The organism is Chromobacterium sp. IIBBL 290-4 (genome assembly GCF_024207115.1).
Classification (GTDB): Bacteria; Pseudomonadota; Gammaproteobacteria; order Burkholderiales; family Chromobacteriaceae; genus Chromobacterium.
In genome coordinates this window covers 4,061,853-4,087,641 of the sequence record NZ_CP100128.1, presented here as the reverse complement: position 1 = coordinate 4,087,641, position 25,789 = coordinate 4,061,853, and the positions used below count along the sequence as shown (strand labels likewise).

The 25,789-nt window shown below is 63.4% G+C and carries 26 protein-coding genes; 13 read left to right on the top strand and 13 right to left on the bottom strand.

Features of this window, described 5'->3' with window-relative positions; genetic code table 11:
- Nucleotides 1-13: 13 nt before the first annotated feature.
- From apaG to NKT35_RS19195, 3 genes are all read left to right on the top strand, one after another.
- Nucleotides 14-394 (top strand): Co2+/Mg2+ efflux facilitator ApaG/CorD, encoded by a 381-nt coding sequence (gene apaG, locus NKT35_RS19205; protein ID WP_254296040.1) that lies wholly within the window; start codon nt 14-16, stop codon nt 392-394.
- A 168-nt stretch (nt 395-562) separates the two neighbouring features.
- Complete coding sequence (locus NKT35_RS19200; RefSeq protein ID WP_254296038.1) at nt 563-2,350, top strand: ABCB family ABC transporter ATP-binding protein/permease; 1,788 nt, start codon at nt 563-565, stop codon at nt 2,348-2,350.
- Between the two features lie 68 nt (nt 2,351-2,418).
- A complete protein-coding gene (locus NKT35_RS19195) occupies nt 2,419-3,174 on the top strand; it encodes a substrate-binding periplasmic protein (RefSeq protein ID WP_254296032.1) in 756 nt (251 codons plus the stop codon).
- A 32-nt stretch (nt 3,175-3,206) separates the two neighbouring features.
- On the opposite strand, the gene NKT35_RS19190 is transcribed toward NKT35_RS19195, so the two are convergent.
- Together NKT35_RS19190 and NKT35_RS19185 are read right to left on the bottom strand one after the other, a co-directional pair.
- Entirely contained in the window at nt 3,207-3,590 is a 384-nt protein-coding gene (locus NKT35_RS19190) for a hypothetical protein (RefSeq protein ID WP_254296030.1), read from the bottom strand.
- Between the two features lie 145 nt (nt 3,591-3,735).
- Nucleotides 3,736-4,941 carry a cation:proton antiporter gene (locus NKT35_RS19185; protein WP_254296028.1) on the bottom strand — a complete coding sequence of 402 codons (1,206 nt, stop codon included), beginning with the start codon at nt 4,939-4,941 and terminating at the stop codon, nt 3,736-3,738.
- 93 nt (nt 4,942-5,034) lie between these two features.
- Between NKT35_RS19185 and NKT35_RS19180 the strand changes: the two genes are divergently transcribed.
- Entirely contained in the window at nt 5,035-5,835 is an 801-nt protein-coding gene (locus tag NKT35_RS19180; RefSeq protein ID WP_254296026.1) for a M90 family metallopeptidase, read from the top strand.
- Here the strand turns inward: NKT35_RS19180 and NKT35_RS19175 are convergent.
- The 9 genes from NKT35_RS19175 to rluD all read right to left on the bottom strand — a co-directional run bounded on the left by NKT35_RS19175 (nt 5,826) and on the right by rluD (nt 15,046).
- On the bottom strand, nt 5,826-7,136 hold the full coding sequence (locus NKT35_RS19175) for an MFS transporter (protein ID WP_254296024.1): 1,311 nt from the start codon (nt 7,134-7,136) through the stop codon (nt 5,826-5,828). The two genes, NKT35_RS19180 and NKT35_RS19175, sit on opposite strands and share 10 nt — an antisense overlap.
- Nucleotides 7,137-7,400: 264 nt before the next feature.
- A complete protein-coding gene (gene katG / locus NKT35_RS19170; protein WP_254296022.1) occupies nt 7,401-9,593 on the bottom strand; it encodes a catalase/peroxidase HPI in 2,193 nt (730 codons plus the stop codon).
- A 136-nt stretch (nt 9,594-9,729) separates the two neighbouring features.
- Nucleotides 9,730-10,137: a hypothetical protein gene (locus NKT35_RS19165; protein ID WP_254296020.1), complete on the bottom strand. Its 408-nt coding sequence runs from the start codon at nt 10,135-10,137 to the stop codon at nt 9,730-9,732.
- Between the two features lie 52 nt (nt 10,138-10,189).
- Nucleotides 10,190-10,912 (bottom strand): metallophosphoesterase, encoded by a 723-nt coding sequence (locus NKT35_RS19160; protein WP_254296018.1) that lies wholly within the window; start codon nt 10,910-10,912, stop codon nt 10,190-10,192.
- Between the two features lie 16 nt (nt 10,913-10,928).
- Nucleotides 10,929-11,582 carry an HD domain-containing protein gene (locus NKT35_RS19155; RefSeq protein WP_254296016.1) on the bottom strand — a complete coding sequence of 218 codons (654 nt, stop codon included), beginning with the start codon at nt 11,580-11,582 and terminating at the stop codon, nt 10,929-10,931.
- A 69-nt stretch (nt 11,583-11,651) separates the two neighbouring features.
- Entirely contained in the window at nt 11,652-12,494 is an 843-nt protein-coding gene (locus tag NKT35_RS19150; protein ID WP_254296014.1) for a GNAT family N-acetyltransferase, read from the bottom strand.
- Nucleotides 12,491-13,096 carry a type 1 glutamine amidotransferase family protein gene (locus tag NKT35_RS19145; protein WP_254296012.1) on the bottom strand — a complete coding sequence of 202 codons (606 nt, stop codon included), beginning with the start codon at nt 13,094-13,096 and terminating at the stop codon, nt 12,491-12,493. Before NKT35_RS19145 ends, NKT35_RS19150 begins: the two co-directional genes overlap by 4 nt.
- A 125-nt stretch (nt 13,097-13,221) precedes the next feature.
- Nucleotides 13,222-13,989 (bottom strand): peptidoglycan editing factor PgeF, encoded by a 768-nt coding sequence (gene pgeF, locus NKT35_RS19140; protein WP_371926383.1) that lies wholly within the window; start codon nt 13,987-13,989, stop codon nt 13,222-13,224.
- Nucleotides 13,949-15,046, bottom strand: a complete 1,098-nt coding sequence (gene rluD, locus NKT35_RS19135; protein ID WP_254296009.1) for a 23S rRNA pseudouridine(1911/1915/1917) synthase RluD — start codon at nt 15,044-15,046, stop codon at nt 13,949-13,951. Before rluD ends, pgeF begins: the two co-directional genes overlap by 41 nt.
- Here rluD and NKT35_RS19130 point away from each other — a divergent pair.
- From NKT35_RS19130 to NKT35_RS19120, 3 genes are all read left to right on the top strand, one after another.
- Complete coding sequence (locus tag NKT35_RS19130; protein WP_254296007.1) at nt 15,045-15,839, top strand: outer membrane protein assembly factor BamD; 795 nt, start codon at nt 15,045-15,047, stop codon at nt 15,837-15,839. The two genes, rluD and NKT35_RS19130, sit on opposite strands and share 2 nt — an antisense overlap.
- Before the next feature lie 188 nt (nt 15,840-16,027).
- On the top strand, nt 16,028-16,756 hold the full coding sequence (locus NKT35_RS19125) for a pseudouridine synthase (protein WP_254296005.1): 729 nt from the start codon (nt 16,028-16,030) through the stop codon (nt 16,754-16,756).
- Nucleotides 16,743-17,765, top strand: coding sequence for a hypothetical protein (locus NKT35_RS19120; RefSeq protein ID WP_254296004.1), 1,023 nt, complete (start codon nt 16,743-16,745; stop codon nt 17,763-17,765). The genes NKT35_RS19125 and NKT35_RS19120 overlap by 14 nt, the downstream gene beginning before the upstream one ends.
- A gap of 123 nt (nt 17,766-17,888) precedes the next feature.
- Here the strand turns inward: NKT35_RS19120 and NKT35_RS19115 are convergent, their stop codons facing one another.
- On the bottom strand, nt 17,889-18,596 hold the full coding sequence (locus NKT35_RS19115) for a glutathione S-transferase N-terminal domain-containing protein (protein WP_254296002.1): 708 nt from the start codon (nt 18,594-18,596) through the stop codon (nt 17,889-17,891).
- Between the two features lie 73 nt (nt 18,597-18,669).
- Here NKT35_RS19115 and NKT35_RS19110 point away from each other — a divergent pair, with 73 nt between their 5' ends.
- The 6 genes from NKT35_RS19110 to NKT35_RS19085 all read left to right on the top strand — a co-directional run bounded on the left by NKT35_RS19110 (nt 18,670) and on the right by NKT35_RS19085 (nt 25,174).
- Complete coding sequence (locus NKT35_RS19110; protein WP_505190923.1) at nt 18,670-19,437, top strand: 3'(2'),5'-bisphosphate nucleotidase CysQ; 768 nt, start codon at nt 18,670-18,672, stop codon at nt 19,435-19,437.
- Between the two features lie 64 nt (nt 19,438-19,501).
- Complete coding sequence (locus tag NKT35_RS19105) at nt 19,502-20,110, top strand: metal-dependent hydrolase (protein WP_254295998.1); 609 nt, start codon at nt 19,502-19,504, stop codon at nt 20,108-20,110.
- A gap of 154 nt (nt 20,111-20,264) precedes the next feature.
- Nucleotides 20,265-21,248 (top strand): secretion protein HlyD, encoded by a 984-nt coding sequence (gene hlyD, locus NKT35_RS19100; RefSeq protein WP_254295996.1) that lies wholly within the window; start codon nt 20,265-20,267, stop codon nt 21,246-21,248.
- Nucleotides 21,245-22,969 (top strand): ATP-binding cassette domain-containing protein, encoded by a 1,725-nt coding sequence (locus NKT35_RS19095; protein ID WP_254295994.1) that lies wholly within the window; start codon nt 21,245-21,247, stop codon nt 22,967-22,969. The genes hlyD and NKT35_RS19095 overlap by 4 nt, the downstream gene beginning before the upstream one ends.
- On the top strand, nt 22,966-24,078 hold the full coding sequence (locus tag NKT35_RS19090; RefSeq protein WP_254295992.1) for an ABC transporter permease: 1,113 nt from the start codon (nt 22,966-22,968) through the stop codon (nt 24,076-24,078). Before NKT35_RS19095 ends, NKT35_RS19090 begins: the two co-directional genes overlap by 4 nt.
- A 4-nt stretch (nt 24,079-24,082) precedes the next feature.
- Nucleotides 24,083-25,174, top strand: coding sequence for an ABC transporter permease (locus tag NKT35_RS19085; RefSeq protein ID WP_254295990.1), 1,092 nt, complete (start codon nt 24,083-24,085; stop codon nt 25,172-25,174).
- Here NKT35_RS19085 and NKT35_RS19080 read toward each other — a convergent pair.
- Nucleotides 25,145-25,780, bottom strand: a complete 636-nt coding sequence (locus tag NKT35_RS19080) for a TetR family transcriptional regulator (RefSeq protein WP_254295988.1) — start codon at nt 25,778-25,780, stop codon at nt 25,145-25,147. The two genes, NKT35_RS19085 and NKT35_RS19080, sit on opposite strands and share 30 nt — an antisense overlap.
- Between the last annotated feature and the right edge of the window lie 9 nt (nt 25,781-25,789).

Below are 25,789 nucleotides of genomic sequence, written 5' to 3'. Positions count from 1 at the left end.
AGGAGGAGCCGAAATGGCCGATAAAATCTATCAGGTGGAGGTGGAGGCGGAACCGCAATACATTGCCGAGCAATCCAATGTGGCCAACGACATCTACGTGTTCGGCTACCGCATCCGCATCACCAATACCGGCAGCGAGCCGGCGCAATTGGTCAGCCGCCACTGGATCATCACCGACGCCAATCAGCAGGTGCAGGAAGTGCGCGGCATGGGCGTGATCGGCGAGCAGCCGCATATCGAGCCGGGGCAGGTGTATGAGTACACTAGCGCGGCGCACTTGACCACGCCCTACGGCAGCATGAAAGGCGCTTACCAGATGGTGGCCGATGACGGCCAGCGCTTCGAGGCATCCATCCCGGAAATGACGCTGGTCGCGCCGCGCGTGCTGCACTAATCGCGTTTACAGGACGCGTCCTGGTCGTCGCGCGGCCAAGTCCACCACACGATGAAGGTGGCGAGCGCGCCGGCGCCCAGCGCTTCCAGCAGAAGAATCCACATTGGCTTGTCTCCAAACGATTTGCTTTTTCACTTTGGGACAGGCCGCAGCCACAGGCAAGCTTTTATGCGCATGACCCATACCGGCCCGGCGCCGGCCGACAGGCACGACTGGCAGACGCTCCGGACCTTGTTTCCCTATTTGTGGGCGTTCAAATGGCGGGTGACGCTGGCGCTGGGCTGCATGGTGCTGGCCAAAGTGGCCGCCGTCACCGTGCCGCTGTACCTGAAAGACATCGTCGATCAGCTGTCGCTTCCGGCCATCGCCCTGGCATTGCCGGTGTTCGCGCTGGTCGGCTACGGCGCGGCGCGGCTGTTGTCCGGCGTGCTGGGCGAGCTGCGCGACGCTATTTTCGCCCGGGTGATCCAGGGCGCGGTGCGCAGCGTGGCGCGCAATGTATTCCGCCATTTATTCAAACTGTCCTTGCGTTTCCACCTGGAACGCCACACCGGCGGCATGAGCCGCGACATCGAGCGCGGTACCAAGGGCATAGGCTTTCTGTTGAACTTCACCGTGTTCAACATCCTGCCCACGCTGCTGGAAATCGGCATGGTGAGCGCGATTTTGCTGCATCGCTATGCCTGGGAGTTCGCCGCGGTGACGCTGGGCACCATCTCCATCTACATCGCTTTCACGCTCTGTGTGACCGAATGGCGCACCGTCTATCGTCGCACCATGAACGATTTGGATTCCAAGGCCAATTCCAAGGCCATAGACGCGCTGCTGAACTATGAAACGGTGAAGTACTTCAACAACGAGGAGTACGAATCCAGGCGTTACGACCGCAATCTGGAAGCCTGGGAGGCGTCGGCGATCAAGAACCAGGTGTCCTTGTCGCTGCTCAACGCCGGCCAGGCGGCCATCATCGCCCTTGGCGTCACCTTGGTGATGGTGCTGGCGGCGCGCGACGTGGTGGCGCACCGGATGACGGTGGGCGACGTGGTGCTGGTGGCGACGTTCATCACCCAGCTGTACGCGCCGCTCAACTTCCTGGGTTTTGTTTATCGCGAGATCAAGCATTCGCTGGCGGACATCGAGCGGATGTTCAAGCTGCTGGGCGTGAATCTGGAGGTGGCGGACGCGCCGGATGCGGCGGCTTTGGACGCCCGCAGCGCGGCGGTGCGTTTCGAGCGGGTCGGCTTTGCTTATGAATCCAAGCGCCAGATCCTGCATGAGGTGGATTTCACCATCCCCGCCGGCCAGACTCTGGCGGTGGTGGGCGCCAGCGGCGCCGGCAAGTCCACGCTGTCGCGGCTGCTGTTCCGCTTTTACGAGGTGACGGACGGCGCAGTGAAGATCAACGGCCAGGACATCCGCAGCCTGACGCAGGACTCCTTGCGTTCCCATATCGGCATCGTGCCGCAGGATACGGTGCTGTTCAACGACACGGTGTACTACAACATCGCTTACGGCAAGCCAGGCGCGACGCGCGAGGAGGTGATCGAGGCCGCCAAGTCGGCGCATATCCACGACTTTGTCAGCAGCCTGCCGGACGGCTACGACACCATGGTGGGCGAGCGCGGGCTCAAGCTGTCCGGCGGCGAGAAGCAGCGCGTCGCCATCGCCCGCACGATACTGAAAAACCCGCCGATTTTGATTTTCGACGAAGCCACCAGCGCGCTGGATTCACGCACCGAAAAAGCCATCCAGCATGAGCTGGCGGCGATTTCGGCCAATCGCACCACGCTGATCATCGCCCACCGGCTGTCCACCATCGTCGACGCCGACCGCATCCTGGTGCTGGACGCCGGACGGGTGGTGGAGCAGGGCAGCCATAGAGAGCTATTGGACAAGGACGGCCGTTACGCCGAAATGTGGCGGCTGCAGCAAGAAAGCGAACCGGTGGAAGGCTGAACGCGCGGTTTGGGCGGAGGGCGCCGTTCGTCCCATAATGAGATTTCGTCGCCGATTAAGGAGCGAATGTGCGGATCAAGCCTTGGGTGATGTTGTTCGCGGCGCTGTGCATGGGCCGCGCGCAGGCGGAGGATGCCGCCATCACCGTGTGCTACGACAAGTATCCGCCTTACGCGCTGGGCGAGTTTGGCCAGGAATCTCAAGGCGGCATCAAGGTGCGGCTGTTGCAGGAGATCGGCAAGCAGCTGGGCTTGAAAGTCACCGTCAAGATATTGCCGTGGAAGCGCTGCCAGTCGGAGGCCAAGGAAGGGCGCGTGGATGGCATCCTGCCGCTGTATAAAACGGCGGAGCGTGAGCAATACTTGGCGTTCAGCGTGCCGGTGATGAAGCAGTTCAACTGCTTCATGTATCGCAAAAGCCTGTTTCGCGGCGAGGTGGACTGGGCTGACTACGCCAGCCTCGCCAAATACAAGCTCGGCATGGAGATCGGCTCCGTGGTGGACAAGAGCATGGAGGATGCCTTCTCCGCCAGCCATGCCATTGAGCGCGCGGCGGACTCCATCACCCTGATCCGCATGATAGAGTCCGGCCGCATCGATATGGCGACGGTGGATTCCAATGTCGGCCGCTATCTACTGAACCAGCAAGGCGTCACCGAAACCATAGGTCTTTCCAATGCGCCCATCGGTCAGATGAGCGATGCGGCATTCGGGTTTTCCAAAGCCGCCGGGGCGCAACGGTGGGTGCCGGAATTCAATCGGATCATTGAAAAGATGAGGGCGACGGGGCAGCTGGACAAGCTGCTCGGCTCAAAAGTGGAGTGACGTTTTCTGGCATTGAGGCCGCATGCGGCCGCTCAAGCGGGATTCGGTTCGGTTCTGGACTTCAGCGCCAGCCGTATGCCCCTGCTGATATTGCCATCGCCCAAGGCCTGGGCGATGGCGATGCTTTCCGCGTCCAGGTAGACATTGTGGCGTCCTCCGCCTTGCATCTGCGCCGGCGCGCCGGCATTGCCGCCTATGCCTAGCGCTCTTTTCACCAGACGCTGGTCAAGAGGGCGCATGGTGCCGGAATTGACCATGCTGAACACGCCGTTGCTGTACTTCCTCGCCAAGGCGCCGCTGCGTCCGGCCAGGGTGATCACGCCTACAATCTCGTAACCGGGCAAATCATCCAGCTGGTACAGCCTGGGGCGGCCAGGCTGCTCGATCTGGATGCGGTGGCCTTTGTCGTCGCGCATGGCTTGGCCTTTTCTGCTGACACAATGGAATAAACAGGCATGAGCCTGATTTCAAATTTATACACACGAAATGAAACCGCAAGTCCAAATTAGGTGTGTATAGGCATTCCACGCATGAAAGCAGCGGCAGCGGGCGTCGTTTGCGCTATGGAGCGGAGGGACTCGCGGTTTCGCCGGCCTGCCGCAGCGCCAGGCGGGTCAATACCGGCGCGATAATCTCATTGACCAGCAAGGCGGCCATCAGCGCGGCGCTGAAGCTAGCGGCCGCCTCGCCCAATGACACCATGCCCAGCCCCAGCAATAAGGATGAGCCGCTATTCATCGGGCTCAGAGCCAGCCCCAGCAAGGCGCCCTGTCTGCGGGACAATCCGTTGAGCCTGGCGGCCAGCCACCAGGCGGCGATGCCGATGCCGACCCGCAGCAGCAGGCATAGCAAGGCCAGTTGCCAATGCGCGGCCAAGGCTGGGGGCGATAGCTGCGCGCCGGCGGAGACGAAGAAGGCGACGGTGAACACGTGGCTCAGCGACAGGATGCCCGGTTCGCTTACCGTATAGCCGTGGCGCAGGCCGCGGGTGCTGATGCCGGCGATCAGCAACGCCAGCATGGCCAGCAGCTGCAGCATGTCGGCCAGGCCCACCAGCAAGGCGATCAAGCCAAACAGCAGCACGCGTTGAGCCTCGCGTTGGCGGCCGCCCAGCCAGTGGTTGAGCTGTGTGGCGGCGATGCCGGCGACAATGCCGAGCGCGGCCGAGCCCAGAATCAGCCAGCTAGGCATCAGAATGCCTTCCTCCACGCTGTGGTTGGCGGATAAATGGGCATAAGACAGGGACAGGGCAAAGCCGGTGATCGCCAGCAAGCTGGACAGCGCGGTGGCGGTCAGCAGCCGTTCGCTGACCTGGCCGTCGGCGCGGGACTCGCGCACGATCTCCAGCACCACGATGGGCGAGGTGGCCATGCCCAGCGAGGCCAGCATCAAGCTGGCGGAAATGCCGAAGCCGCTGCCGTTCAGCAAGGCGAACAAGGCGACGAACAACAGCGCGCAATAGAGCAGGCTGGTGAGCAGCAACGCTTTTTCCACCCGCAGCCAGCGCAGGTCGACGCGGCGGCCCGCCTCGAACAAAGCGATGCCCAGCGCCAGTTGCACAAACATCGCTGCCTCGTGCAGGAGCTGCGCATTGAGCAGGTTGAGGCTGTAAGGACCGATCAACAGGCCGGTGAGGATGTAGCCGGCAATGGCCGGCAGCCGCGCTATGCGGGCCGCTATCTGGCCGCCCATCACGCCGAGGGCCAGCAAGATGCCGAATGCCGCCAGCGGGTTCAACATAAGTTCGCGCCAGATTGGCAGGCTCATAACAATCTCCCTTGAAGCCGGGCTGGCCGCCATTGAATTGCGCCGCATCGCCCATAGGTATCTATGACTGACGCGATTCAAGGCCAAGAGTTCATGCTGCTAGATTGGATCCGCCGCCTATGCGGCCTGGGCGCCTCGCCCCAATTGCTGGACAAGCTGCGCAGACAGGCTGCCATGATGCCTGTGCTGACGGGCTTGAGCCACGAAGAGCTAGACAGGCTGACCAAGCTGGCCGCGCGCTTGCTGATGCGCAAAGCCATCACGCCGCAGGAGGAGATGCGGGTTGATGACGACATGCGCTGCCGGGTGGCCTTGCAGCTGGCTTTGCCGGGCATGAACCTGGGCTGGAAAGCGTACGAGAACTGGCGGGAGGTGCTGCTTTATCCCGCGCCTTTCGTGGCGCGCAAGCGCTGGCAGGACAATATAGGCCTGACTCACGAAGGCGAACAGGTGCTGATAGGCCAGGCTCACTACCAGGGGCCGCTGGTGCTGTCCTGGCCGGATGTGGACGAGTCGCCGATTCTGGATGGCTGGAACGTGGCCATTCATGAAATCGCCCACCAGTTCGACATGCTGGACGGTCCGGCCAATGGGGCGCCGCCGCTGCACAAGGGCATGGACCGGGCGATCTGGAGCCGCGTCTGGAATCAGGCCTACCGTCAGTTTTGCCGCGAAGTGGATCATGGCGTGGAGAGTTGGCTGGACCCCTATGCCAGCGAAAATCCGGCGGAATTCTTCGCCGTGTCGAGCGAGGCTTTTTTCGAGGTCCCGCGGCTGCTCAGGCGGGACTATCCGGATGTTTACAGGCAACTGGGCCTGTTTTACCGGCAAGACCCGGCGGCGCGCTTGCCGCCGGTGCCGGAAGAGACGCTATTGCCCTGGGCTCAAGGCTGAGCCGACAGCTCAGCCGAGGTTTTTTTTTCAGCCAGTAGCAGCCACAAGCCCACGCTGACGCCCAGCAGGCATTGCAGCATCAGGTAGTAGGCGGGCGCCAGCGAATCGTATTTCAGCCACAGCGACAACAGAATGGGCGTCAATCCGCCGGCGAAGGCATAGGCGACATTGTAGGAAAACGACAGGCCGGAGAAGCGCACCTGCGCCGGAAACGCGCGCACCATCACCAGCGGCACCGCGCCGACCACGCCGACAAAGAAGCCTTGCAGGGCGTAGAGCGGATAAAGCTGGCTGGTATCGACCGCCATCGTCACATAAAACGCGTAACTGGTGACGCCGAGCGCCAGGCTGCCGCCGATGAAAGTGAGCGCACTGCCTATCCGGTCGCCCAGCGCGCCGGCCACGAGACATCCCAGCGTCAGCGCGACAACCGCCAGGCTGTTGGCCCGCAGGGCATCGACAGGAAGGATGTTGAACTGCTTCTGCAAGTACGCCGGCGCCATCAGAATGGCTACCACGATGGCGATGGCCAGGAACCAGGTGGCGAACATGGACAAGGCCACGCTGGTTTTATGCTTGCGCAGCACGGTCTTCAGCGGCAGCTCCTCGGCCAGCGCCTTGCGGCTTTTCAATTCGTTGAACACCGGCGTTTCATGCAGCCATTGCCGCAGCTGCATCGCCACCAGCCCGAACACGCCGCCGATCAGAAACGGCAGGCGCCATGCCCATGCGGCGATCTGCTGCTGGGTAAAGGCCAGATTGATCGCGGTGGCGATCAGCGAACCCAGCAGGATGCCGGCAGTCAGGCCGGCGGTAATCGCGCCGCAGGCGAGGCCGGTATGCCGCGACGGCGCATGCTCGGCGACGAATACCCAGGCGCCCGGCACCTCGCCGCCTATCGCCGCGCCTTGCAGCACCCGCATGGCCAGCAGCAGCAAAGGCGCGGCCACGCCGATGTCGTGATAGGTGGGCAGCATGCCCATGGCCAGCGTGGGCAGGGCCATCAGCACGATGCTGAGGGTGAACATGCGTTTGCGGCCGAAAAGGTCGCCAAAGTGAGCCATGACGATGCCGCCCAGCGGCCGGGCCAGGTAGCCGGCGGCGAAAATGCCGAATGTCTGCAACTGGCTGAGCCAGTCAGGCATGGAAGGCGGGAAGAATAGCTTGCCCAGCACCACGGCGAAGAAAACATAAATGATGAAATCGTAGAACTCCAGCGCGCCGCCCAGCGCCGCCAGCGCCAAGGTTTTGCAGTCCTGTCGATTAAGCGGCCTCGCGGCCGGCAAGGTGTGAGTGTCCATCGGTGCTTTCCTCTTGTCTTGGTTATCTGCGGACCGTTTATGGTTGAAAGGTCGGCCGCTGAAATCAGATTAACCGGCGGCTGGCTGTCTGACAATATGGCCTGGGTTTGATCCGCGGGCTGGATGCTTCCGCTTTTGGCGTCTGAGAAAAATAGCTTTGAATGATCAGCCGCTTGGGCGCCAGCCATCGTTAATGACAAGTGGAAAATAAAATGGTGGAGCAAACAGGAGCGACGGCATTGCGCCGCCGCTCCTTGGGCTGGATTATTTCAGATCGAAGCGATCCAGATTCATCACCTTGTTCCAGGCTTTGGCGAAGTCGCGGGCGAACTTCTCTTCGCCGCCGTCCTGGGCGTAAACCTCGGCCAGGGCGCGCAGCTGCGAGTTGGAGCCGAACACCAGGTCCACCCGGCTGGCGGTCCACTTGAGCGCGCCGCTGGCGCGGTCGCGGCCCTCGTAACCGTCGCCGGCCGCTTGCCAGGCGATATCCATGTCCAGCAAGTTGACGAAGAAGTCATTGCTGAGCACGCCAGGGCGTTGGGTGAATACGCCTTGCTTGGATGCGCCGGCATTGGCGCCCAGCACGCGCAGGCCGCCGATCAGCGCGGTCATCTCCGGCGCGCTTAGCGTCAGCAACTGGGCGCGGTCCAGCAGCAAGGCTTCAGCCGGGATGGAGAAGTTACGTTGCTGATAGTTGCGGAAGCCATCGGCTTGCGGCTCCAGCACCGCGAAGGACTCTGCGTCGGTCTGCGCTTGCGACGCGTCGGCGCGGCCGGGCGAGAAAGGCACATCCAGCGCGATGCCGCCGGCTTTGGCCGCAGCCTCCACCGCCGCGTTGCCGCCCAGCACGATCAGGTCGGCCAGCGATGCCTGCTTGCCGCCGCTCTGCGCGGCGTTGAACGCTTGGCGCACGCCTTCCAGCGCCGTCAACACCTTGGCTAGCTGGGCCGGCTGATTGGCTGCCCAATCCTTTTGCGGCGCCAGCCGGATGCGGGCGCCGTTGGCGCCGCCGCGCTTGTCCGAGCCGCGGAAGGTCGAGGCCGAGGCCCAGGCCGTGGACACCAGCTCGGCGATGGACAGGCCGGTGGCCAGGATTTTGGCTTTCAAGGCCGCGATGTCGCCGGCGTCGATCAGCGGATGCGCCGCCGCCGGGATGGGGTCTTGCCAGAGCAGTTCTTCTTTCGGCACATCCGGGCCCAGATAGCGCGCCTTGGGGCCCATGTCGCGGTGGGTCAGCTTGAACCAGGCGCGGGCGAAGGCGTCGGCGAAGGCCTGCGGGTTTTGATGGAAGCGGCGGGCGATCGGTTCGTAGATCGGGTCGAAGCGCAGCGACAGGTCGGCCGTGGTCATCATCGGCGGATGCTTCTTGGACGGATCGTGAGCGTCCGGGATCATGTGCTCAGGCTTGACGTTTTGCGCCACCCACTGGTGCGCGCCGGCAGGGCTCTTGGTGAGCGCCCACTCGTAGCCGAACAGCATGTCGAAATAGCCGTTGTCCCAGGTGGTAGGATTCGGCTTCCAGGCGCCCTCGATGCCGCTAGTGGTCGCGTGGACGCCCTTGCCGCTGCCGAACTGGTTGATCCAGCCCAGGCCTTGCGCCTCCAGCGGCGCGGCCTCAGGCTCGGGGCCGACCAGCTTGGGATCGCCGGCGCCGTGCGCCTTGCCGAAAGTGTGGCCGCCGGCCACCAGCGCCACGGTTTCCTCATCGTTCATCGCCATGCGGGCAAAGGTTTCGCGCACATCGCGGCCGGACGCCACCGGGTCCGGATTGCCATCTGGGCCTTCCGGATTGACGTAGATCAGGCCCATCTGCACCGCGGCCAGCGGGTTTTCCAGCTCGCGCTCGCCGCTGTAGCGGCTGTTGGGCTGGTCGCTGGTGGCGAGCCAGGTTTTCTCCGCGCCCCAGTACACGTCTTCCTCCGGCTGCCAGATGTCTTCGCGGCCGCCGCCAAAGCCGAAAGTCTTGAAGCCCATCGACTCCAAGGCCATGTTGCCGGCCAGAATCATCAAATCGGCCCAGGATAGCTTGTTGCCGTATTTGCGCTTGATCGGCCACAGCAGGCGACGGGCCTTGTCCAGGTTGCCGTTGTCCGGCCAGCTGTTCAGCGGCGCGAAGCGTTGGTTGCCGGCGCCCGCGCCGCCGCGGCCGTCCGCGGTGCGGTAGGTGCCGGCGCTATGCCAGGCCATGCGGATGAACAGGCCGCCGTAATGGCCCCAGTCGGCCGGCCACCAGGCTTGGGAGTCGGTCATCAGCGCGCGCAGGTCTTGCTTGACGGCGGCCAGGTCCAGCGTTTGGAAGGCCTGGGCATAGTCGAAGCCTTCGTCTTGCGGATTGGACGCCGGCGCATGCTGATGCAGGATGTTGAGATTCAGTTGATTCGGCCACCAGTCGCGGTTGGCGCGCGCGCCGGCGGCGGCTTTCGCGCCGGCGAAGGGGCATTTTGATTCCTGGCTCATCGTTATCTCCTAAACGTGTTGGGACGGGGAGTACGAAAGCAGCTTAGGCCGGCGGAGGTGTCTTGACTATTGAGTTGTTTTTATGTGTGTTATTTAATATTGCTATGAATTTTTATTTTAAAATAGCAATGTACAATTATTGAGCCTTGCCGGCTGCTTTGATCTTCTGCATTTCGGCGATGACGCGTTCGCCCTGCGCCAGGGCCTCGCGCAAGGCGTCGGGCTGCGGCAGCGCGGCGAAGACCAGTTCCGGATCGAGCGCGGTTAGCGCGCGGCGGCTGCTGGCGCAGACGTCGGCGGCGGCGGTGAAGTCGGCCGGCCCCATGACTTTGCCGTTGCGGATGCGTCGATAGTAGGCGCGGGCGGAATTCAGGTATTGGGCGGCGGTTTCGCTGGCGTCCAGGCGGCCTTCGCTGGCCAGCGCTTCCAGCAGATCAACCAATTTGCGGCAGGCGCTTTCGGCCTGCGCATAGCGTTGCTCTTGAACGCGGCGCTCTTGCTGGCCCGGTTTTGCGGAGGCGGTTTTTTTCTTGCGCTCGGCCATGATGATACCCCTGTTGAAAGGCCGGCATTCTAGCGAGATGCGCGCGCCAAGTCTAATGCAGCTGAAAGCGGGCGAGGGCGTCGAGGTGGGAGGGCAGCGCCACTTCGACGAAATCGTTGAGGCAAAACATGGTCAGCTTGCCGCCGTATACCGCCCCGGTGTCCAGGTGCATCACATTGTCGTACAGCACGGCGTGTTCTTGCGGCGTGTGGCCCACCAGCAGCAGCGCGACGCCCTCGACATGGCCGCCGCCGCCGTTGAGCGCCCGGTCGCGCGCCCACAGCAGGGCGTCGTAGTCTTGCTCGCTGGGGTTGTCGGCTTCCAGCTTGGCGGCCAGCATGTCCCAGTCGTTGCCGGGACAGTCCGCATGCACTACGCCGATCTTGCCGCCCTCGGCGTCGATTTCCAAGGCCAGCGGCAATTGGGAGAGGGCGGCGACGCAGGCGTTGCGTCTATCCGCCGGAAGTTCGGCCAGCCAGCGGCCGCCGTTGCGCAGGTGGCGCTCCTGATCTTCCAGAGGATTGCGCATCGCATCCAGCGCCATCTGCTCATGGTTGCCGCGCACCGCGTGGAACCAGGGCTGGGCCAGCCATTCCACCACCATGGGGCTGTCCGGCCCGCGGTCCACCAGGTCGCCCACCGACAACAGCCGGTCGCAGGCAGGGTCGAAGGCCACGATGTCCATCAGCCGCCGCAGCTGTTCGAAACAGCCATGGATGTCGCCGACCACCCAATCGCGGCCAGTCTGGTTGCGCGGCAGCTTCTTGATCATCATGGCGGCGGGCTCTGGCTTAGCGGGCCATCCAGTCGCGGCAGAATTCGTCGCGGAAGTGGATCAGCCACTGCAGTTTGGCTTCGGCCATGGCGCGGCCGGCATCGGTCTGCATCATGCCGGGCAGCTTGGCCAGCTTGACCTTGATGTGATCGATCGCCCAGGCCTGATCATCGGGCTGGCGCTGCTCGCCCAGCGGATCCAGCGGGTGGGCCAGCGCGCGGCCCATGCGGCCGGAAACGTAGAACATCCGCGCCAAACCCACGGGTCCCAGAGCGTCCATCCGGTCCGCGTCCTGCACGATCTGGGCCTCCAGCGTTTTGGGTTCGATGGCGGCGGAGTAGCTGTGGGCTTCTATCGCGTGGGCGAGATTGTCCAACTGCGCCGGCGTCAGCTCCGAGTCTGCCAGCAATTGGCGGGCGCGCTCGGCCGACCAGTGCGAGGCCAGATGCCGCTGCGGATGGCTCTTGGGCAGGTTGACCAGATCATGCAGATAGCTGCCGGCCATCACCACCAGCTTGTCGGCTTGCGGATAGTTTTCCAGCAGTTGCTTGGCCACGGCCCAGACCCGGTGCAGATGGCTGAGGTCGTGGGCGCCGTCGTCATCGGGAGGCTGGCTTTCCAGCAGCGTGATGAGTCTGTTTTGCCATTGGGATTGTTGTTGCGCGTTCATGAGGCCGATACCTGTGCTGCGAATGGATTGATTCATTTTATCATTCGCGCGGACGAATGAAGGGCAGGATCAAAAGGTCTGCAGCAATTCCCATTGCGACAACGCATACCGCCCCCGGTGCTTACGCAGCAGCTCAAGCAAGGCCAAGTCGCGCGGATCGACGTTGTTGAAGCTGAGCCGACCGTTCTGCGCCAGTCCTTGCCCCGTTTGCAGCAACTTGGAGGCGATGCCGCGGCGGCGGCGCGTCGGGGCCACTTGCAACTCCAGCGCTTCGCCATCCGCCGTCATCAGCAGCGAGCCGAGCAACTGGCCATCTTGCCGCACCGTCAGCCAGCGTGGCGGCGGCGCGGCGCGAAGCAGGGACTCGCGGCGATTGGGCACGGCAGGCGGGTAGGCGATGGCGTCCGGCGATGGCCAGCCGGCCGGGTCAGCGTCGACATGCACGGTGACAGGCCAGAAGCTGGCGGATTGAATGGGGGTTTCAATCTGATAGCAATCAAGCTTGCGCACGGCTTGGAAGCCGAGTTTGGCGTAGGCGTCCCGCGCCCGCTGATTGCTCTCTATCACCTCCAGCCGCAGCTGGCGGATGCCGCGCGCGCGCAGCAGGCTTTGCACCCGCGCGGCCATATCGCTCAAAACGCCGCGGCGGCGCGCGAGCGGCGCCACGCCGGCTGCGATGCAATATCCTTCAGGCTGGCCATCCTGCATGGGTGTCGCCGTCAGCCATAGTCCGGCCAGCTCTCCATCCACCCAGGCCCCAGCGCTCAGCTCCGGCGCCCAGCCGCGGCGTTTCAGCATGGCTTCGAATTGCGCGAGCGTCGGCTGCGCCGGCACCACGTAGTCGCTGAATGCCGCCAGAAAACAGGCGTGCAGATCGATAGCCTGCAAGCCGTCCAGGGCGCCGATGTTCAATTCGCCATCTCCTTTTCCGCGATGACCGCCAGCGCGCGTTCGACAAAGTCGTTTTCTTCTCCGACCGGCGCGACGTAAGACAGAATCTCGCGCGTTTTTTCTTCGCCAGCCAGGCGCAGCAGCACCCAGGCCGCCAGGTATTGCGAGGACAGACAGCCGCCGGAGGTGGCGATATTGCCGCGCGCGCGGAAGGCGTGGTCTGGCACCTGAATGCCGGATCTCTCCAGCCAGGGGCGGGTCAGCGGGTCGGTGCAGGCCACGCCGTCGCTCAATAATCCCAGTTTATGCAAAACCAAAGCGCCCGAACACTGTGATCCTATCAACTGGCGCGACGGGTCCAATTTGAATTGAGCCATGATCTCATCGCCGGCCACCCAGTCGCGGGTGCGCCAGCCGCTGCCTATCAGCACCGCGTCGGCGGAGTTGGCGTAGGACAAGTCTTCTTGCCGCTCGACGCGTGCGCCGGAGCGCGTTTCCATGAAGGGGAAGGGCGAACAGATCCGCACCTTCCAGCCTTGCGGAGTCATCCTGCCGAGAATGCCGGAGGCGATGAAAGAGTCCAGCTCATTGAAGCAGTCCAGCGTGACGATAGCGATGTCCATGGCGCGCGATCAGGTGGTTGAAGTCATCTGGAATGATGTTCGCATTGTCGGGCAGGGTCAACCAGATGGACGGTGAGGATATCTGGCGAGGAAAGCCGCGCCCCGCGCGCGGCGGGGCGCGGATGTCAGTTTTCCAGCCAGATCAGCGAGGCCATGCGGCCGGTGACGCCGTCGCGGCGGTAGGAGAAAAAGCGGTCGCGGTCGATGACGGTGCAGAAATCGCCGCCATATACCCGCTCAATGCCCAGCTTGCCCAGTCTTTGCCTGGCCAGCAGGTAGATGTCCACCAGGTATTTGCCGTTGTCGATGCCGATGAAGGCGGCTTCGGCGGCGGGATCTTTGAACAAGAAGGCCTGGCGCACTTCAGGGCCGACTTCAAACGCATCTGGACTGATGGCCGGCCCCAGCCAGGCCATCAGGGTTGCCGGCTTGGCTTGGGTGGCGGCAACGGCCGCCTCGATGACGCCGTCGCACAAGCCTCGCCAGCCCGCGTGCGCGGCGGCTACTACGCTGCCGGCGTCGTCGCAGAGCAAAACCGGCAGGCAGTCGGCGGTCATGGCCGCGCAGACGACGCCTGGCGCGCGGGCGAAGCTGGCGTCGGCGTCAGGCGCCGCGTTGCCAAGCTCGGCGGCGTCGACCACGGCCACGCCATGCACCTGGTTGAGCCAGGCCGGCGCGGCGGGCAGCCGCTCGCGCAGGATGGCGCGATTGGCTGCGACCGCCTCCGCGGCGTCGCCCACGTGCGCGCCCAGGTTCAGGCTGTCATAGGGCGCGGCGCTGACGCCGCCGGCCCGCGTGGTGATCAGCGTGCGCACATTGGGCGGGGCTGGCCAGTCGGCGGTCAGCCAGTCCTTATTTGACATAGATGACCTCGATGTCGCTATCGTCGTCATCGTCCCAGTCTTCGTCGTCATCCTCATCATCGCTGGCATGGGCGAAGGCATCGGCATCCGCGCGCGCGCCGTCGCCGCGCAGCACATCCAGCAGGCGGCGGAAGTCGTCCGGCAGCGGCGCTTTCCAGCTGCGGGTTTCGCCGGTGGCCGGGTGGACCAGGGCCAGCGCATAGGCGTGCAGCGCCTGGCGGCCCAAGGTTTTCACCTCGGCCGCGATGTCCTCATCCATCTTGTGGCGGAGGTTGCCGTACACCGGATCGCCGGCCAGCGGGTGGTTGGCTTCGCGCATATGGACGCGGATCTGGTGGGTGCGGCCGGTTTCCAGCTTGCATTCGATATGCGAGTGCGTGGCGAAGCGCTCCAGCACGCGGATATGGGTGATCGCCGGTTTGCCGCCAAACTTCAGCACCGCCATTTTCAGGCGGTTGTTCGGATCGCGGCCGATATTGGCGTCTATGGTGCCGTCGAATGGCACCACGCCGTCGGCGATGGCGCGGTAGACGCGCTTCACGCTGCGGGCCTGCATCTGGCGCACCAGCTCGGTCTGGGCGGGCAGCGTCTTGGCCACCACCATCAGGCCGGAGGTGTCCTTGTCCAGCCGGTGGACGATGCCAGCGCGCGGCACATTGGCCAGCGAAGGGCAATGATGCAACAGGCCGTTCAGCAAGGTGCCGCTCCAATTGCCCGATGCGGGATGGACCACCAGGCCGGCCGGCTTGTTGATCACGATGATGTGATCGTCCTCGAATACGATGGGGATATCCATCGCTTCCGGCTGAAAGGCCATTTCCTCATTGGTCAGCTGCAGGGTGACTTGCAGCTTCTCGCCGCCCAGCATCTTGGTTTTGGGCGCGACGACCTTGCCGTCCACCAAAACCAGGCCGTCCTTGATCCATTGCGTCAGCCGGCTGCGGGAGTAATCGGGCAGCAATTTGGCCAGCACGGCGTCCAGCCGTTCGCCGCACAACGCAAGCGGCGCTTCAAGAAGTTGCGTGGTGGATACCTCGTTTTCCGAGATGTCGTTATAATCGTCCGAGTCAATGTAAGGATCAGTCATGAAAAGATACGTTGTTGCAGCAATGTTGGTGATGGTGGGGCTTGCCGGATGTGCAACCACGGAAACCTACGACGAGACGCGCGGCTGGACCGTGGAGAAGCTGTATTCGGAAGCTCACGATGAGTTGGCTAGCGGCAATTATACCCGCGCAGTCAAGCTATACGAAACGTTGGAATCGCGTTTTCCGTATGGCCGCTATGCCCAGCAGGCTCAGATGGACCTGGCTTACACCCATTACAAGGATGGGGAGCCGGAACTGGCCATCGCCGCGGCGGACCGTTTCATCAAGCTGCACCCAACCCATCCTAACCTGGACTACATTTATTATCTGAAGGGATTGGTGTATTTCAATGACGATTCCGGCCTGCTCGCAAAATGGGCCGGCCAGGACATGAGCGAGCGTGACCCCAAGGCCGCGCGCGAAGCCTTCTCCGCCTTCCGCGAGCTGACCACCCGCTTCCCCAAGAGCACATATACGCCTGACGCTTCGGCCAAGATGAGCAAACTGGTGGATGCGCTGGGCGGCAACGAAATGCACGTTTCGCGCTACTACATGAAGCGCGGCGCCTACTTGGCGGCGGCGAATCGCGCCCAGGGCGTGGTCAAGGATTTCTCCAACACCAAGTACCAGGAGGAAGCGCTGGCCATCATGGTGACGGCTTATGACAAGTTGCAGATGCCGCAGCTGCGCGACGACGCCCGCCGCGTGCTGGCGCTTAACTACCCGCAGAGCCCGTATCTGGCCAAGCCGTGGTCGGTTGAGGAGATGCCGTGGTGGAAGCTGTGGAAATAAGCGGCTGACCGCCGTTTGAGCGCGAAAGGCCACCCTGGAACGGGTGGCTTTTTATTTGTTGGAGGCTGTCGCGCCGCAAGCCATGGCCATGCCGTCATGGCCAGTTGCGCCCCGATATCCTACAATAGCGGTCGATTCACTGGCGGCCGGTGGTGTGACTGGGCCGCCTTTTCGTTATGGAAATGCAAATGGAACCTGTACGTCTGTCAAAACGCATGGCTGAACTGGGCCTGTGTTCCCGCCGCGAGGCTGACAGCTATATCGAGCAAGGCTGGGTCAAGGTGGATGGCGAGGTCGCCGTGCTGGGCCAAAAAGTGCTGCCGCACAATGCCATCGAAATCGACAAGAAGGCGCAGGACGCTCAGTCCGCCCGCGTCACCATCTTGCTGAACAAGCCGATGGGTTATGTGTCCGGCCAGGCCGAAGATGGCTATCAGCCGGCGGTGACGCTGATCAAGCCGGAAAACCACTGGTCGGAAGACGGCAGCCGCAAGCGCTTTCAGCTTTCCCACTTGCGCGGCCTGGCGCCTGCCGGCCGCCTGGACATCGATTCCGTCGGCCTCTTGGTGCTGACCCAGGATGGCCGGGTGGCCAAGCAGTTGATCGGCGAGAACTCCCAGGTTGAAAAAGAGTACCTGGTTCGCGTGGAAGGCGATCTCGCCCCCAACGGCCTGGCCCTGTTGAACCATGGCCTGGAGCTGGACGGCAAGAAGCTGCTGCCGGCCAAGGTGGGCTGGCAGAACGATGATCAGCTGCGTTTTGTGCTGCGCGAAGGCAAAAAGCGCCAGATCCGCCGCATGTGCGAGCTGGTGGGTTTGCGCGTGGTGGGCCTCAAGCGCATCTCCATCGGCAAGGTGAAACTGGGCAATCTGCCTACCGGCCAATGGCGCTACCTGAGAGACGATGAGCAATTCTGATCAGGGAGAGGGCATGTTCGACCATCTGTTGCGCAAGCTGGGCTGGGATGCGGAAAGCCGCCGCCGCGCCAGGGAGCTGCACCAGCTGATCGATCAGCTGGTGGATGCGTGCGACCGGCGCTTGCGCCTGCTGCCAGGCTATCTGGACGCGTTATCGCCCGGCATGCGCGCCTCGCAGGCTTATCTTTCCACCCTGACCGAGCGGCTGCCGCCGGTGCTCAATCTGTCCCGGCGCAGTTTTGCCACCGATCCTCGGCTGGGCTTGTTGTTCGCGTCCCCCGCCAGCTTGCTGGAGGTGCTGGAGAGCAGCGACAGCCTGCGCGATTTCTATCTGTCCGCGTCCAATGGCGATGTGGCCTGGGCCTTGATGACCATGCAGCGCAGCGAAACCTCCCGTTTGGGCGTGGCCTTGCAAGACGGCGAGTTGAGAAATGATGTCGCCCAACTGGTGGTGAGTTTCGATGGGCATCGTCTGCTGATGCCGTGTCCCAGCGAGCAGGATTTCCAGCGCCGATCCGGCGAGCATGCCTTGCAAGTGCAAGCCGGCGTGATCGCGCGCCGCTTGAGCCTGATGGAGCAGGCCAGGCAGCAACTGGAGGCGGAGTGTTCCCGTTTGCAACTGCATCGCCAGGCCTTGCGCAGCGAAACATGCGTCGTGATCGGCGGCGCGGAGGATGCCGGGCCCTTGCCGGCCACCGCGGCGGAGGTGGATGCCAGGCTTGAGGAAGTCCGGCCGCAGCTGGATGAGCTGCGCGCCCAGGCGGGACTGGAAGGCGTGCTGGGCGTAGTGAAACAGGTATTGGAACATCCCGACGACTATTTCAGCCTGGAAACGGTCACGCTGACGCTGAATCGCATGGGCATCCGCGTCGATTCCGGCGAGGATGGCGCATCCGAACTGTTGCTGGAGGAGGTGGTGCTGGGAAAGATCCAGCCCATCCGCAGGGCGTTGATGCCGGTGCGGATCGAGCGCCAAGCCATCGCCGAGCTGCGGGAGCAGTTTGGCTGAGAAATATCCCTGCAATCTGCCGCCCGGCTGGCTATGCTGAATACAGTATGAGTTTCAGTCGACCTCAGGGCGGTCGGTTGAATCTGCCCCGGTCCCGTAAGGCCGGGGCTTTTTTATGTCCGCTCAGCGCGCAGGCCGGTTTTTGCCGTCCTGGCCGAACAGCACCGCGCGGGATTGCTCATCCATTACGGTCGGCGCGGTGTTGACGGTTTCCGCCACGGCGTAGGCGCGTTTTACCGCATCGCGGGCCCGGATCCGCTCAAACCACTGCGCGAGCGCCGGATAGTCCGCCAGGTTCTGCTGCTGTTTTTCGTAAGGCACAATCCATGGGTAGCAGGCCATGTCGGCAATGGAGTAGTCGCCGCAGATATAGTCGCGGCCATCGGCCAGCTGCGTGTCCAGCACGCGGTACAAGCGCGAGGTTTCCTTGACGTAGCGATCGATGGCGTAGGGCAGTTTTTCCGGCGCGTATTGCGAAAAATGATGATTCTGGCCTGCCATGGGTCCTAAGCCCGCCATTTGCCAGAACAGCCATTGCAGCGCGTCATGGCGGCCGCGCAGGTCTGATGGCAGGAAACGGTCGGTTTTCTCGGCCAGATATTGCAGAATGGCGCCGGATTCGAACAAGCCGTACGGCGCGCCGCCATCCGCCGGCGCGTGGTCGACGATGGCCGGTATCCGGTTGTTCGGCGCGATTTTCAGAAAGTCGGCCTGGAATTGCGCGCCGGAGCGGATGTCGACGGGAATGATCCGGTACGGCAATCCCGCCTCTTCCAGGAAGATCGTAATCTTGTGGCCATTGGGTGTGGTCCAGTAGTGCAGGTCTATCATGACAAGTCTTCCAGATGGATTGGCGATGCCGATAATATGCCGGCGAGGTGGCGATTTGGAAAGAGAAGGAATGATGACAGAGTGTTTAACCGGGCTTGACGACCACGCTTTGGCCGAACGTCTCGCCGCGCGGGCGGGCGAATGGCTGCTGCGCTTGCGCGCCGATTTTCCCGAAGCAGGCAAGCCGCTGGGCAAGGCAGGCGACGCCGGCGCGAATGAGCGGCTTTTGCAGTGGCTAAGGCAGGCCAGGCCCGATGATGGCGTACTTTCGGAGGAAAGCCCGTCCGACGCCGCGCGGTTGTCTCGGCGACGGGTCTGGATCATCGATCCGCTGGATGGCACGCGGGAATACGGCGAGCGCGCGCTGAATCGCCCAGACTGGGCCGTGCATGTGGCGTTGGCGGTAGACGGCCTGCCCGTCGCGGCTGCTGTCGCCTTGCCGGCGCGGGGGCAGACGTTCGGCACCGCCAGCCCGATGTCTCCGCATCGCCCGCCGGGCGGTAAACTCAAAATCCTGGTCAGCCGCAGCCGCGCGCCGGAGATCGCCTGCCAGGTGGCGGAGAGGCTGGATGCGGAGCTGTTGCCCATGGGCTCGGCGGGCGCCAAGGCGATGGCGGTGCTGCGCGGCGAGGCGCATGCTTATCTGCACGACGGCGGCCAGTACGAGTGGGACTCCTGCGCGCCGGTGGGCGTCGCGCGGGCCGCCGGCCTGCACGCTTCGCGGCTGGATGGCAGCGCTTGTCTTTACAATCAACCCGATCCTTATCTGCCCGATCTGCTGATCTGCCATCCCGAGTGGGCGGAAATCTTCTTGACAGCGATACGCGCCGCTAACGCTTAGCTTTTATCGTGCCAAGGCGCCGCTGACATCTTACCTTTTGCATTTTCGCAACACAGGCAGTAGCATGAGCGGCCCTGTGAATGCGGGAAGAATGGGCGGCGGCGTTTCGCCGCCCGTGGGCGAGGAAAATCGGGCGAGCGGCGATGGCAGGCAAAGAAATCGAGGTGGCGGCATGATGGTGGGCACGCATGTCGCGTTTGGCGCGTTTTGCGCGGTATCGACCGCGTTGTTTCTGCACTTGTCGGCCATGCTGGCGATTTTATTGCTCATCGGCGGCATGATGGGTTCTTTGCTGCCGGATATCGACCACCCCAAAAGCTGGCTGGGCCGGCGCATTCCTTTTCTGTCCCGTCCCATCGCCTATCTATTCGGCCATCGCGGGGTCACGCACAGCGTGCTGGCGGTGGTGGGCGTGTTCTACGCCGCCGCCCATTGCCTGCATGGCTGGGGGCTGACGCTGGGCCAGAGCATGCCCCTGGTGCTGGGTTTGTGCGTGGGCTATGCCTCCCATTTGCTGGGCGACTGGCTGACGCCGGCCGGCATTCCTTTGCTATGGCCCATCCGCGTCCGCTTCCGCGCGCCGTTGATGCTGCTGAACGGCAAGTTCATCGAGCCGATGATGGCCATCGGCTTGTGGTTCGGCTCCGGGTTCCTGATGGCGAAAACACTCTGATCCCATCCCGCCGCCCCCTGATTGCGCCCCTCCATGCCTAAGGGATAAGATTTCCCATCGCTTCTTGTCGCCGCGCGTTTTTGCTCAGCCTCAAGCGCAATCGCCCGGCGGCGGGCGATAATCAGAAAACGGGCATGCATGATGGGGAGGCGGCATGGGCAAGCTATGGGCGGTTCCGGCAGCCATCGCGCTGCTGGCCGCGGCGGGCGGGGGCTATTACCTTTACCAAAGCCGCGTCGAGGTCGAACGGCAGTCCACCCTGTATGGCAATGTGGATATCCGCGATGTGTCGCTGGCCTTTCGGGTATCCGGCCGTCTGGCCTCGGTGCTGGTGGACGAGGGCGACAGCGTGCAGCCCGGACAGATATTGGCCAGGCTGGATGCGGAGCCGCTGCGCAACAGCCTGAACGCCGCGCTGGCCAATGAGGCCGCGCTGGCGGCGCGCAATGCGCTGATGCACAAGGGCAATCGCAGCGAAGACATCGAGCAGGCCCGCTCAAGGCTGGAGGCGGCCAAGGCGGCTGTCGCGCAAACCGAAAGCGATTACAAGCGCCAGCGCGATCTGGTGCCGGCGGGCGGCAGCAGTCAGCAATTGCTGGAGACGGCGCGCTCCTTGCGCGACCAGGCCATCGCCCAGCGCGATGCCGCTCAGCAACAGCTCAAGGAATTGACGGTCGGCTTCCGCCCGGAAGAAATCGCCGAATCCGACGCCCAGTTGAAACAGGCGCGCGCCAGCGCAGCCTCAGCCAAGCTGGCCTTGAAAGACGCCAATCTGCAAGCGCCCAGCGCCGGCATCATCCTCACCCGCGCCGTGGAGGCGGGCAGCATGGTTCAAGCCGGCACGCCTGCATTCAACTTGTCTTTGCGGCATCCGGTATGGGTGCGCGCCTATGTGACGGAGAGCCAACTGGGCCGTTTCGCCAGTGGCAGCAAGGTGCAAGTGTCTACCGACAGCCACCCCGATAAAACCTATCATGGCGTGGTCGGCTTCGTGTCGCCCACCGCCGAGTTCACGCCCAAATCGGTCGAAACCGCCGATCTGCGCACCTCGCTGGTGTACCGCATCCGCGTGGTGGTGAGCGATGCTGACGCCAGCCTGAATCAAGGCATGCCGGTCATCCTGAGGTTGGTGCCGTGAACGGCGAGGCCGCTATTTTCGCCGCCGGCTTGAGCAAGCGCTTTGCCGGCGCGCCCGGCGACGCGGTTGACGCGGTGGCGCTGGATATCCCGCAAGGCTGCATCGCCGGCCTGGTCGGCCCGGACGGGGCCGGCAAGACCACCTTGCTGCGCATGCTGGCCGGTTTGTTGACGCCCAGCGGCGGCGAGGCGCGCGTCGCCGGCATCAATCCAGTGGCGGATCCCGACGCCTTGCGCCGCGCCATTGGCTATATGCCGCAAAAATTCGGCCTGTACGAAGACCTGACGGTGCAGGAAAACCTCAATCTGTACGCCGATCTGCGCGAGGTGGCCAAGGCGGACAGGACGCAGGACTTCGCCCGCCTGCTGGCGCTGACCGATCTGGCGCCCTTCACCGCGCGCTACGCCGGCAAGCTGTCCGGCGGCATGAAGCAGAAGCTGGGCTTGGCCTGCTCGCTGCTGGGCAAGCCCCGGGCGCTGTTGCTGGACGAGCCCGGCGTCGGTGTCGACCCCATCTCCCGGCGTGAGTTGTGGAAGCTGATCCGCGCGTTGTCCGCCGACGGCATCACCGTATTGCTCAGCACCGCTTACCTGGATGAAGCGGAGGCCTGCGACATGGTCTACCTGATGAATCAGGGGCGGATACAGGCGGCAGGCTCGCCCTCCGCGCTGACTGAGGGGCTGGCCGGGCGCTGCCTCAGGCTGTCCGGCATTGCGGGGAACCGCCGCCTGGTGCTGCAAAAACTGCTGCGCCAGCCGGCGTTGATGGATGGCACGATACAAGGCAGCGGTTTGCGCCTGCTGCTGCGCGAGGCTGGCCGCTGGCCGGATCTGGCCCAGGCGGATGCGGGGCCGGGCGCCAGTTTGGAAACCGCGCCGCCCAGATTGGAAGACGCCTTCATCAGCCTGCTGGGCGGCGGTCCTGGCGGGGACTCGGTGCTGGCCGAGGTGATGCCGCCCGCGCCGCCGCATCATGAGGAGTCTGTCATCGAGGCGCGCGGATTGAGCAAACGCTTTGGCGATTTTTACGCCACCGACGATGTCAGCTTCGCCGTCAGGCGCGGCGAGGTGTTTGGCTTGCTGGGCCCCAACGGCGCCGGCAAGTCCACCACTTTCAAGATGGAGTGCGGCTTGCTCAAACCGACGGCCGGACAGGCGCTGGTGATGGGCTTGGATCTGAAAGCCAGCCCGACCGCCGCGCGCCAGCAGCTGGGCTATATGGCGCAGAAGTTTTCCTTGTACGCCCAGTTGAGCGTGCGCCGCAATCTGATGTTTTTCTCCGGCGTCTATGGCTTGGCTGGCCAAAAACAGCGCGACAAGGTGGCGCAGATGGAGCGGGTGTTCGGCCTGTCGCCGTATATGGACAGCCCGTCCGGCGAACTGCCCCTGGGCTTCAAGCAGCGTTTGGCCTTGGCTTGCGCGGTGATGCATGAGCCGCCGCTGCTGTTTCTGGATGAACCCACCTCTGGTGTCGATCCGGTGACGCGGCGCGAATTCTGGACCCATATCAATGGTCTGGCGCAAAAGGGCGTCACGGTGCTGGTGACTACCCACTTCATGGATGAGGCCGAGTACTGCGATCGCATCGCCCTGGTGTATCGCGGCAAGTTGTTGGCGCTGGACAAGCCGGACGCGCTGAAGCAAAGCGTGGCGAGCGAGACGAGGCCCAATCCCACCATGGAAGACGCTTTCATTCAATTGGTGGAGGAGGCGGATAGATGAACGGGCGCCGGCTGATCGCGCTGTGCCGCAAGGAAAGCTACCAGATCGTCCGCGATCCGAGCAGCATCCTGATCGCCTTCATCCTGCCGGTGGCCCTGTTGTTCATCCTGGGCTATGCGGTGAACCTGGATTCGGCCCACATCCGGCTGGGCCTGCTCAATCAGGATGGCGGCGCAGCGGCGCAGCGGCTGGCTGCCACCTTTCACGCCACGCCCTCGTTTGATGTCAGAACCGTCCGCTCGCGCGTCGAGCTCGATGAGCTGTTGGCCCACGGCAAGATACGCGGCGCGGTCATCATCGCCAATGATTTTTCGCGCAATTGGCAGCATGGAACGGGCGCGATACAGCTGCTGACCGATGGCGCGGAGCCCAATACCGCCAATTTCATCGCCGCTTACGTGCAAGGGGCTTGGCAGCAGTGGCAGTTGGAAGAGGGGCAGGACCAAGGGCTGAGCGCGGCCAGCCCCATCGATATCGAGCAGCGCGTCTGGTTCAATCCCAGTGCCGAGAGCCCCAACTTCCTGGTGCCCGGCACCATCGCCATCGTGATGACCATCGTCGGCGCGCTGCTGTCTTCCCTGGTGGTGGCGCGGGAATGGGAGCGCGGCACCATGGAGGCCTTGCTCGCCACGCCGGTCAGCCGCGCCGAGTTGCTGCTGTCCAAAATCTTGCCTTACTACGTGCTGGGCATCGCCGCCATGCTGCTGTGCCTGCTGGTGGCGGTATTCATCATGCAAGTGCCGTTTCGCGGGCCTTTGTGGCTATTGTGGCTGATGTCCTCGCTGTTTCTGGCCAATGCGCTGGGGATGGGCTTGTTTCTGTCCACGGTGATGCGCACCCAATTCGACGCGGCGCAAGCCGCGTTGACGGCGGGCTATTTGCCGGCGCTGATGTTGTCGGGCTTCGTGTTCGAAATCTCCAGCATGCCGGCGCCGCTGCAGTGGCTGACCCGCATTCTGCCGGCGCGCTATTTCGCCAGCACCTTGCAGACGCTGTTCCAGGCTGGCGTGGTGCCTTCGCTATTGTGGCTCAACGCCGCCAGCCTGATCCTGCTGGGCGCGTTCTGGCTGGGCCAGACCGTGCGCAAAACCCGAAGAACTCTGGATTGAAGCCATGTGGCAACGCCTGGTTTGGCTGATTGTCAAAGAATTGCAGACCATAGTCGGCAACCGGCAGGGGCGGCTGTTGTTGATCGTGCCGGTCCTGTTGCAACTGGTGGTGTTTCCCTTCGCCGCCACGCTGGAAGTGAAGCACGCCAGTCTGGCGGTGTACAACCAGGACTCGGGCGCGGCGTCGCAGGAGCTGGTGAAACGGCTGTCCGCCAGCGCAACCTTCGACCATATCGTGCCGGTGCGCAGCCTGCCGGCGTTGCGCGACTGCATAGATAGGCAATGCGCTTTGCTGGCAGTGGCGTTCGGGCCGGATTTCTCGCGCGCCCTGGCGGAAGGGAGGCCCGCGCCGCTGCAAATCATCGTCGATGGACGCCGCTCCAATAGCGGGCAGATCGCCAGCGCTTATATCAGCCAGATAGCAGCGGCTTACCAAGCGGAAAGGGCCGGACCCGCGCCGCAAGTGGCGGTGCGCAATCTGTACAACCCCAATCTGGAATATCAATGGCACGTATTGCCCAGCCTGGTGGCCATCATCACCACCATAGGCTGCCTGATCGTCACCGCGCTGTCGGTGGCGCGGGAGCGGGAAGAGGGCACCTTCGATCAATTGCTGGTGTCGCCGCTGACGCCGGCTTACATCATGGCCGGCAAGGCGGTGCCGGGCGTGCTGGTGGCGCTGATGCAAGGCAGCCTGATCGCGCTGGCCGCGGCCTGGGTGTATCGCGTGCCGTTTGGCGGCTCGCTGCCGCTGCTGTTGATCAGCATGGCCAGCTATGGGCTGGCGTTGGCGGGCGTGGGGCTGTTCATCTCATCGATCTCCCATACGCAGCAGCAGGCTTTTCTCGGCGTGTTTTCCTTCATGGTGCCGGCGGTGATCTTGTCCGGCTATGTCTCGCCCATAGAAAACATGCCTGCGCTGCTGCAATGGCTGGCGCGCATCAACCCGCTCAGCTATTTCATTCCCATTCTGAAAGGCGTTTTTCTGAAGGGCTATGGCTTTGTCGATGCCTGGCCCTGGCTGCTGCCATTGTGGCTGATCGCCTTGATCACGCTCAGTCTGGCGCTATGGTGCTTCCGGCGGCACGTGGAGTAAAAAACCGGCGGCATGGGGCAGGCCGGACAGCGCGCCGCGCAAAATGCGTTCGCAACGCGGCAGCGCTTGAGGGTTTTGCTCCAGCAGCTCATACAGGCCGATGAACAGGCTGACCAGATAATCGGCAGTCAGTCCGATATCCAGCCCGGCCGGCAGTTCTTGCTGCAAGACCGCCCGGCGCAGTTGCCGGCGCGCGTAATGCACGGTCATCCGGTCGGCTTGTTCGCGCCGCCGCAACACGCCGCGGTTTTCTTCGGTTTGCTCGCACTTGAGGTATAGGATCTGGTAAACCCGCTGCGGCGAGCCGGGCTCCAGGAACTGCGCCAGATAGTAAAGCGCGGCTTGGAGCAATGTTTCACAGGCGGAAGCGCCGGGAGGCGGGAAGCGCAAGGCGTCCAAGGCGAAGGCGCGGTCTATCATCGCCTGGCATACCTGCAGCTTGTTCTCGTAATGGCCATACACCGCTCCGCGCGAAACTTGCGCGGCGTCAGCGATGTCGGCCATGGTGGCATTGGCGATGCCCTTGGCGAGAAACACCTGTTCCGCGCCATCCAGGATGGCATCCCGGGTCTTTTGCGAGTCTTCCTTGGTCTTGCGCGCCATCATTTACTCTTC

What these genes read in the sequence shown, in the direction of transcription:
- apaG (WP_254296040.1), top strand. Translation starts at nt 14, where the DNA reads ATGGCCGATAAAATCTATCAGGTGGAGGTGGAGGCGGAACCGCAATAC.
- NKT35_RS19200 (WP_254296038.1), top strand. Translation starts at nt 563, where the DNA reads ATGCGCATGACCCATACCGGCCCGGCGCCGGCCGACAGGCACGACTGG.
- NKT35_RS19190 (WP_254296030.1), bottom strand. Translation starts at nt 3,590, where the DNA reads ATGCGCGACGACAAAGGCCACCGCATCCAGATCGAGCAGCCTGGCCGC.
- NKT35_RS19185 (WP_254296028.1), bottom strand. Translation starts at nt 4,941, where the DNA reads ATGAGCCTGCCAATCTGGCGCGAACTTATGTTGAACCCGCTGGCGGCA.
- NKT35_RS19180 (WP_254296026.1), top strand. Translation starts at nt 5,035, where the DNA reads ATGCTGCTAGATTGGATCCGCCGCCTATGCGGCCTGGGCGCCTCGCCC.
- NKT35_RS19175 (WP_254296024.1), bottom strand. Translation starts at nt 7,136, where the DNA reads ATGGACACTCACACCTTGCCGGCCGCGAGGCCGCTTAATCGACAGGAC.
- katG (WP_254296022.1), bottom strand. Translation starts at nt 9,593, where the DNA reads ATGAGCCAGGAATCAAAATGCCCCTTCGCCGGCGCGAAAGCCGCCGCC.
- NKT35_RS19165 (WP_254296020.1), bottom strand. Translation starts at nt 10,137, where the DNA reads ATGGCCGAGCGCAAGAAAAAAACCGCCTCCGCAAAACCGGGCCAGCAA.
- NKT35_RS19160 (WP_254296018.1), bottom strand. Translation starts at nt 10,912, where the DNA reads ATGATGATCAAGAAGCTGCCGCGCAACCAGACTGGCCGCGATTGGGTG.
- NKT35_RS19155 (WP_254296016.1), bottom strand. Translation starts at nt 11,582, where the DNA reads ATGAACGCGCAACAACAATCCCAATGGCAAAACAGACTCATCACGCTG.
- NKT35_RS19145 (WP_254296012.1), bottom strand. Translation starts at nt 13,096, where the DNA reads ATGGACATCGCTATCGTCACGCTGGACTGCTTCAATGAGCTGGACTCT.
- pgeF (WP_371926383.1), bottom strand. Translation starts at nt 13,989, where the DNA reads ATGACGACGATAGCGACATCGAGGTCATCTATGTCAAATAAGGACTGG.
- NKT35_RS19130 (WP_254296007.1), top strand. Translation starts at nt 15,045, where the DNA reads ATGAAAAGATACGTTGTTGCAGCAATGTTGGTGATGGTGGGGCTTGCC.
- rluD (WP_254296009.1), bottom strand. Translation starts at nt 15,046, where the DNA reads ATGACTGATCCTTACATTGACTCGGACGATTATAACGACATCTCGGAA.
- NKT35_RS19125 (WP_254296005.1), top strand. Translation starts at nt 16,028, where the DNA reads ATGGAACCTGTACGTCTGTCAAAACGCATGGCTGAACTGGGCCTGTGT.
- NKT35_RS19120 (WP_254296004.1), top strand. Translation starts at nt 16,743, where the DNA reads ATGAGCAATTCTGATCAGGGAGAGGGCATGTTCGACCATCTGTTGCGC.
- NKT35_RS19115 (WP_254296002.1), bottom strand. Translation starts at nt 18,596, where the DNA reads ATGATAGACCTGCACTACTGGACCACACCCAATGGCCACAAGATTACG.
- NKT35_RS19110 (WP_505190923.1), top strand. Translation starts at nt 18,670, where the DNA reads ATGACAGAGTGTTTAACCGGGCTTGACGACCACGCTTTGGCCGAACGT.
- NKT35_RS19105 (WP_254295998.1), top strand. Translation starts at nt 19,502, where the DNA reads ATGAGCGGCCCTGTGAATGCGGGAAGAATGGGCGGCGGCGTTTCGCCG.
- hlyD (WP_254295996.1), top strand. Translation starts at nt 20,265, where the DNA reads ATGGGCAAGCTATGGGCGGTTCCGGCAGCCATCGCGCTGCTGGCCGCG.
- NKT35_RS19090 (WP_254295992.1), top strand. Translation starts at nt 22,966, where the DNA reads ATGAACGGGCGCCGGCTGATCGCGCTGTGCCGCAAGGAAAGCTACCAG.
- NKT35_RS19085 (WP_254295990.1), top strand. Translation starts at nt 24,083, where the DNA reads ATGTGGCAACGCCTGGTTTGGCTGATTGTCAAAGAATTGCAGACCATA.
- NKT35_RS19080 (WP_254295988.1), bottom strand. Translation starts at nt 25,780, where the DNA reads ATGATGGCGCGCAAGACCAAGGAAGACTCGCAAAAGACCCGGGATGCC.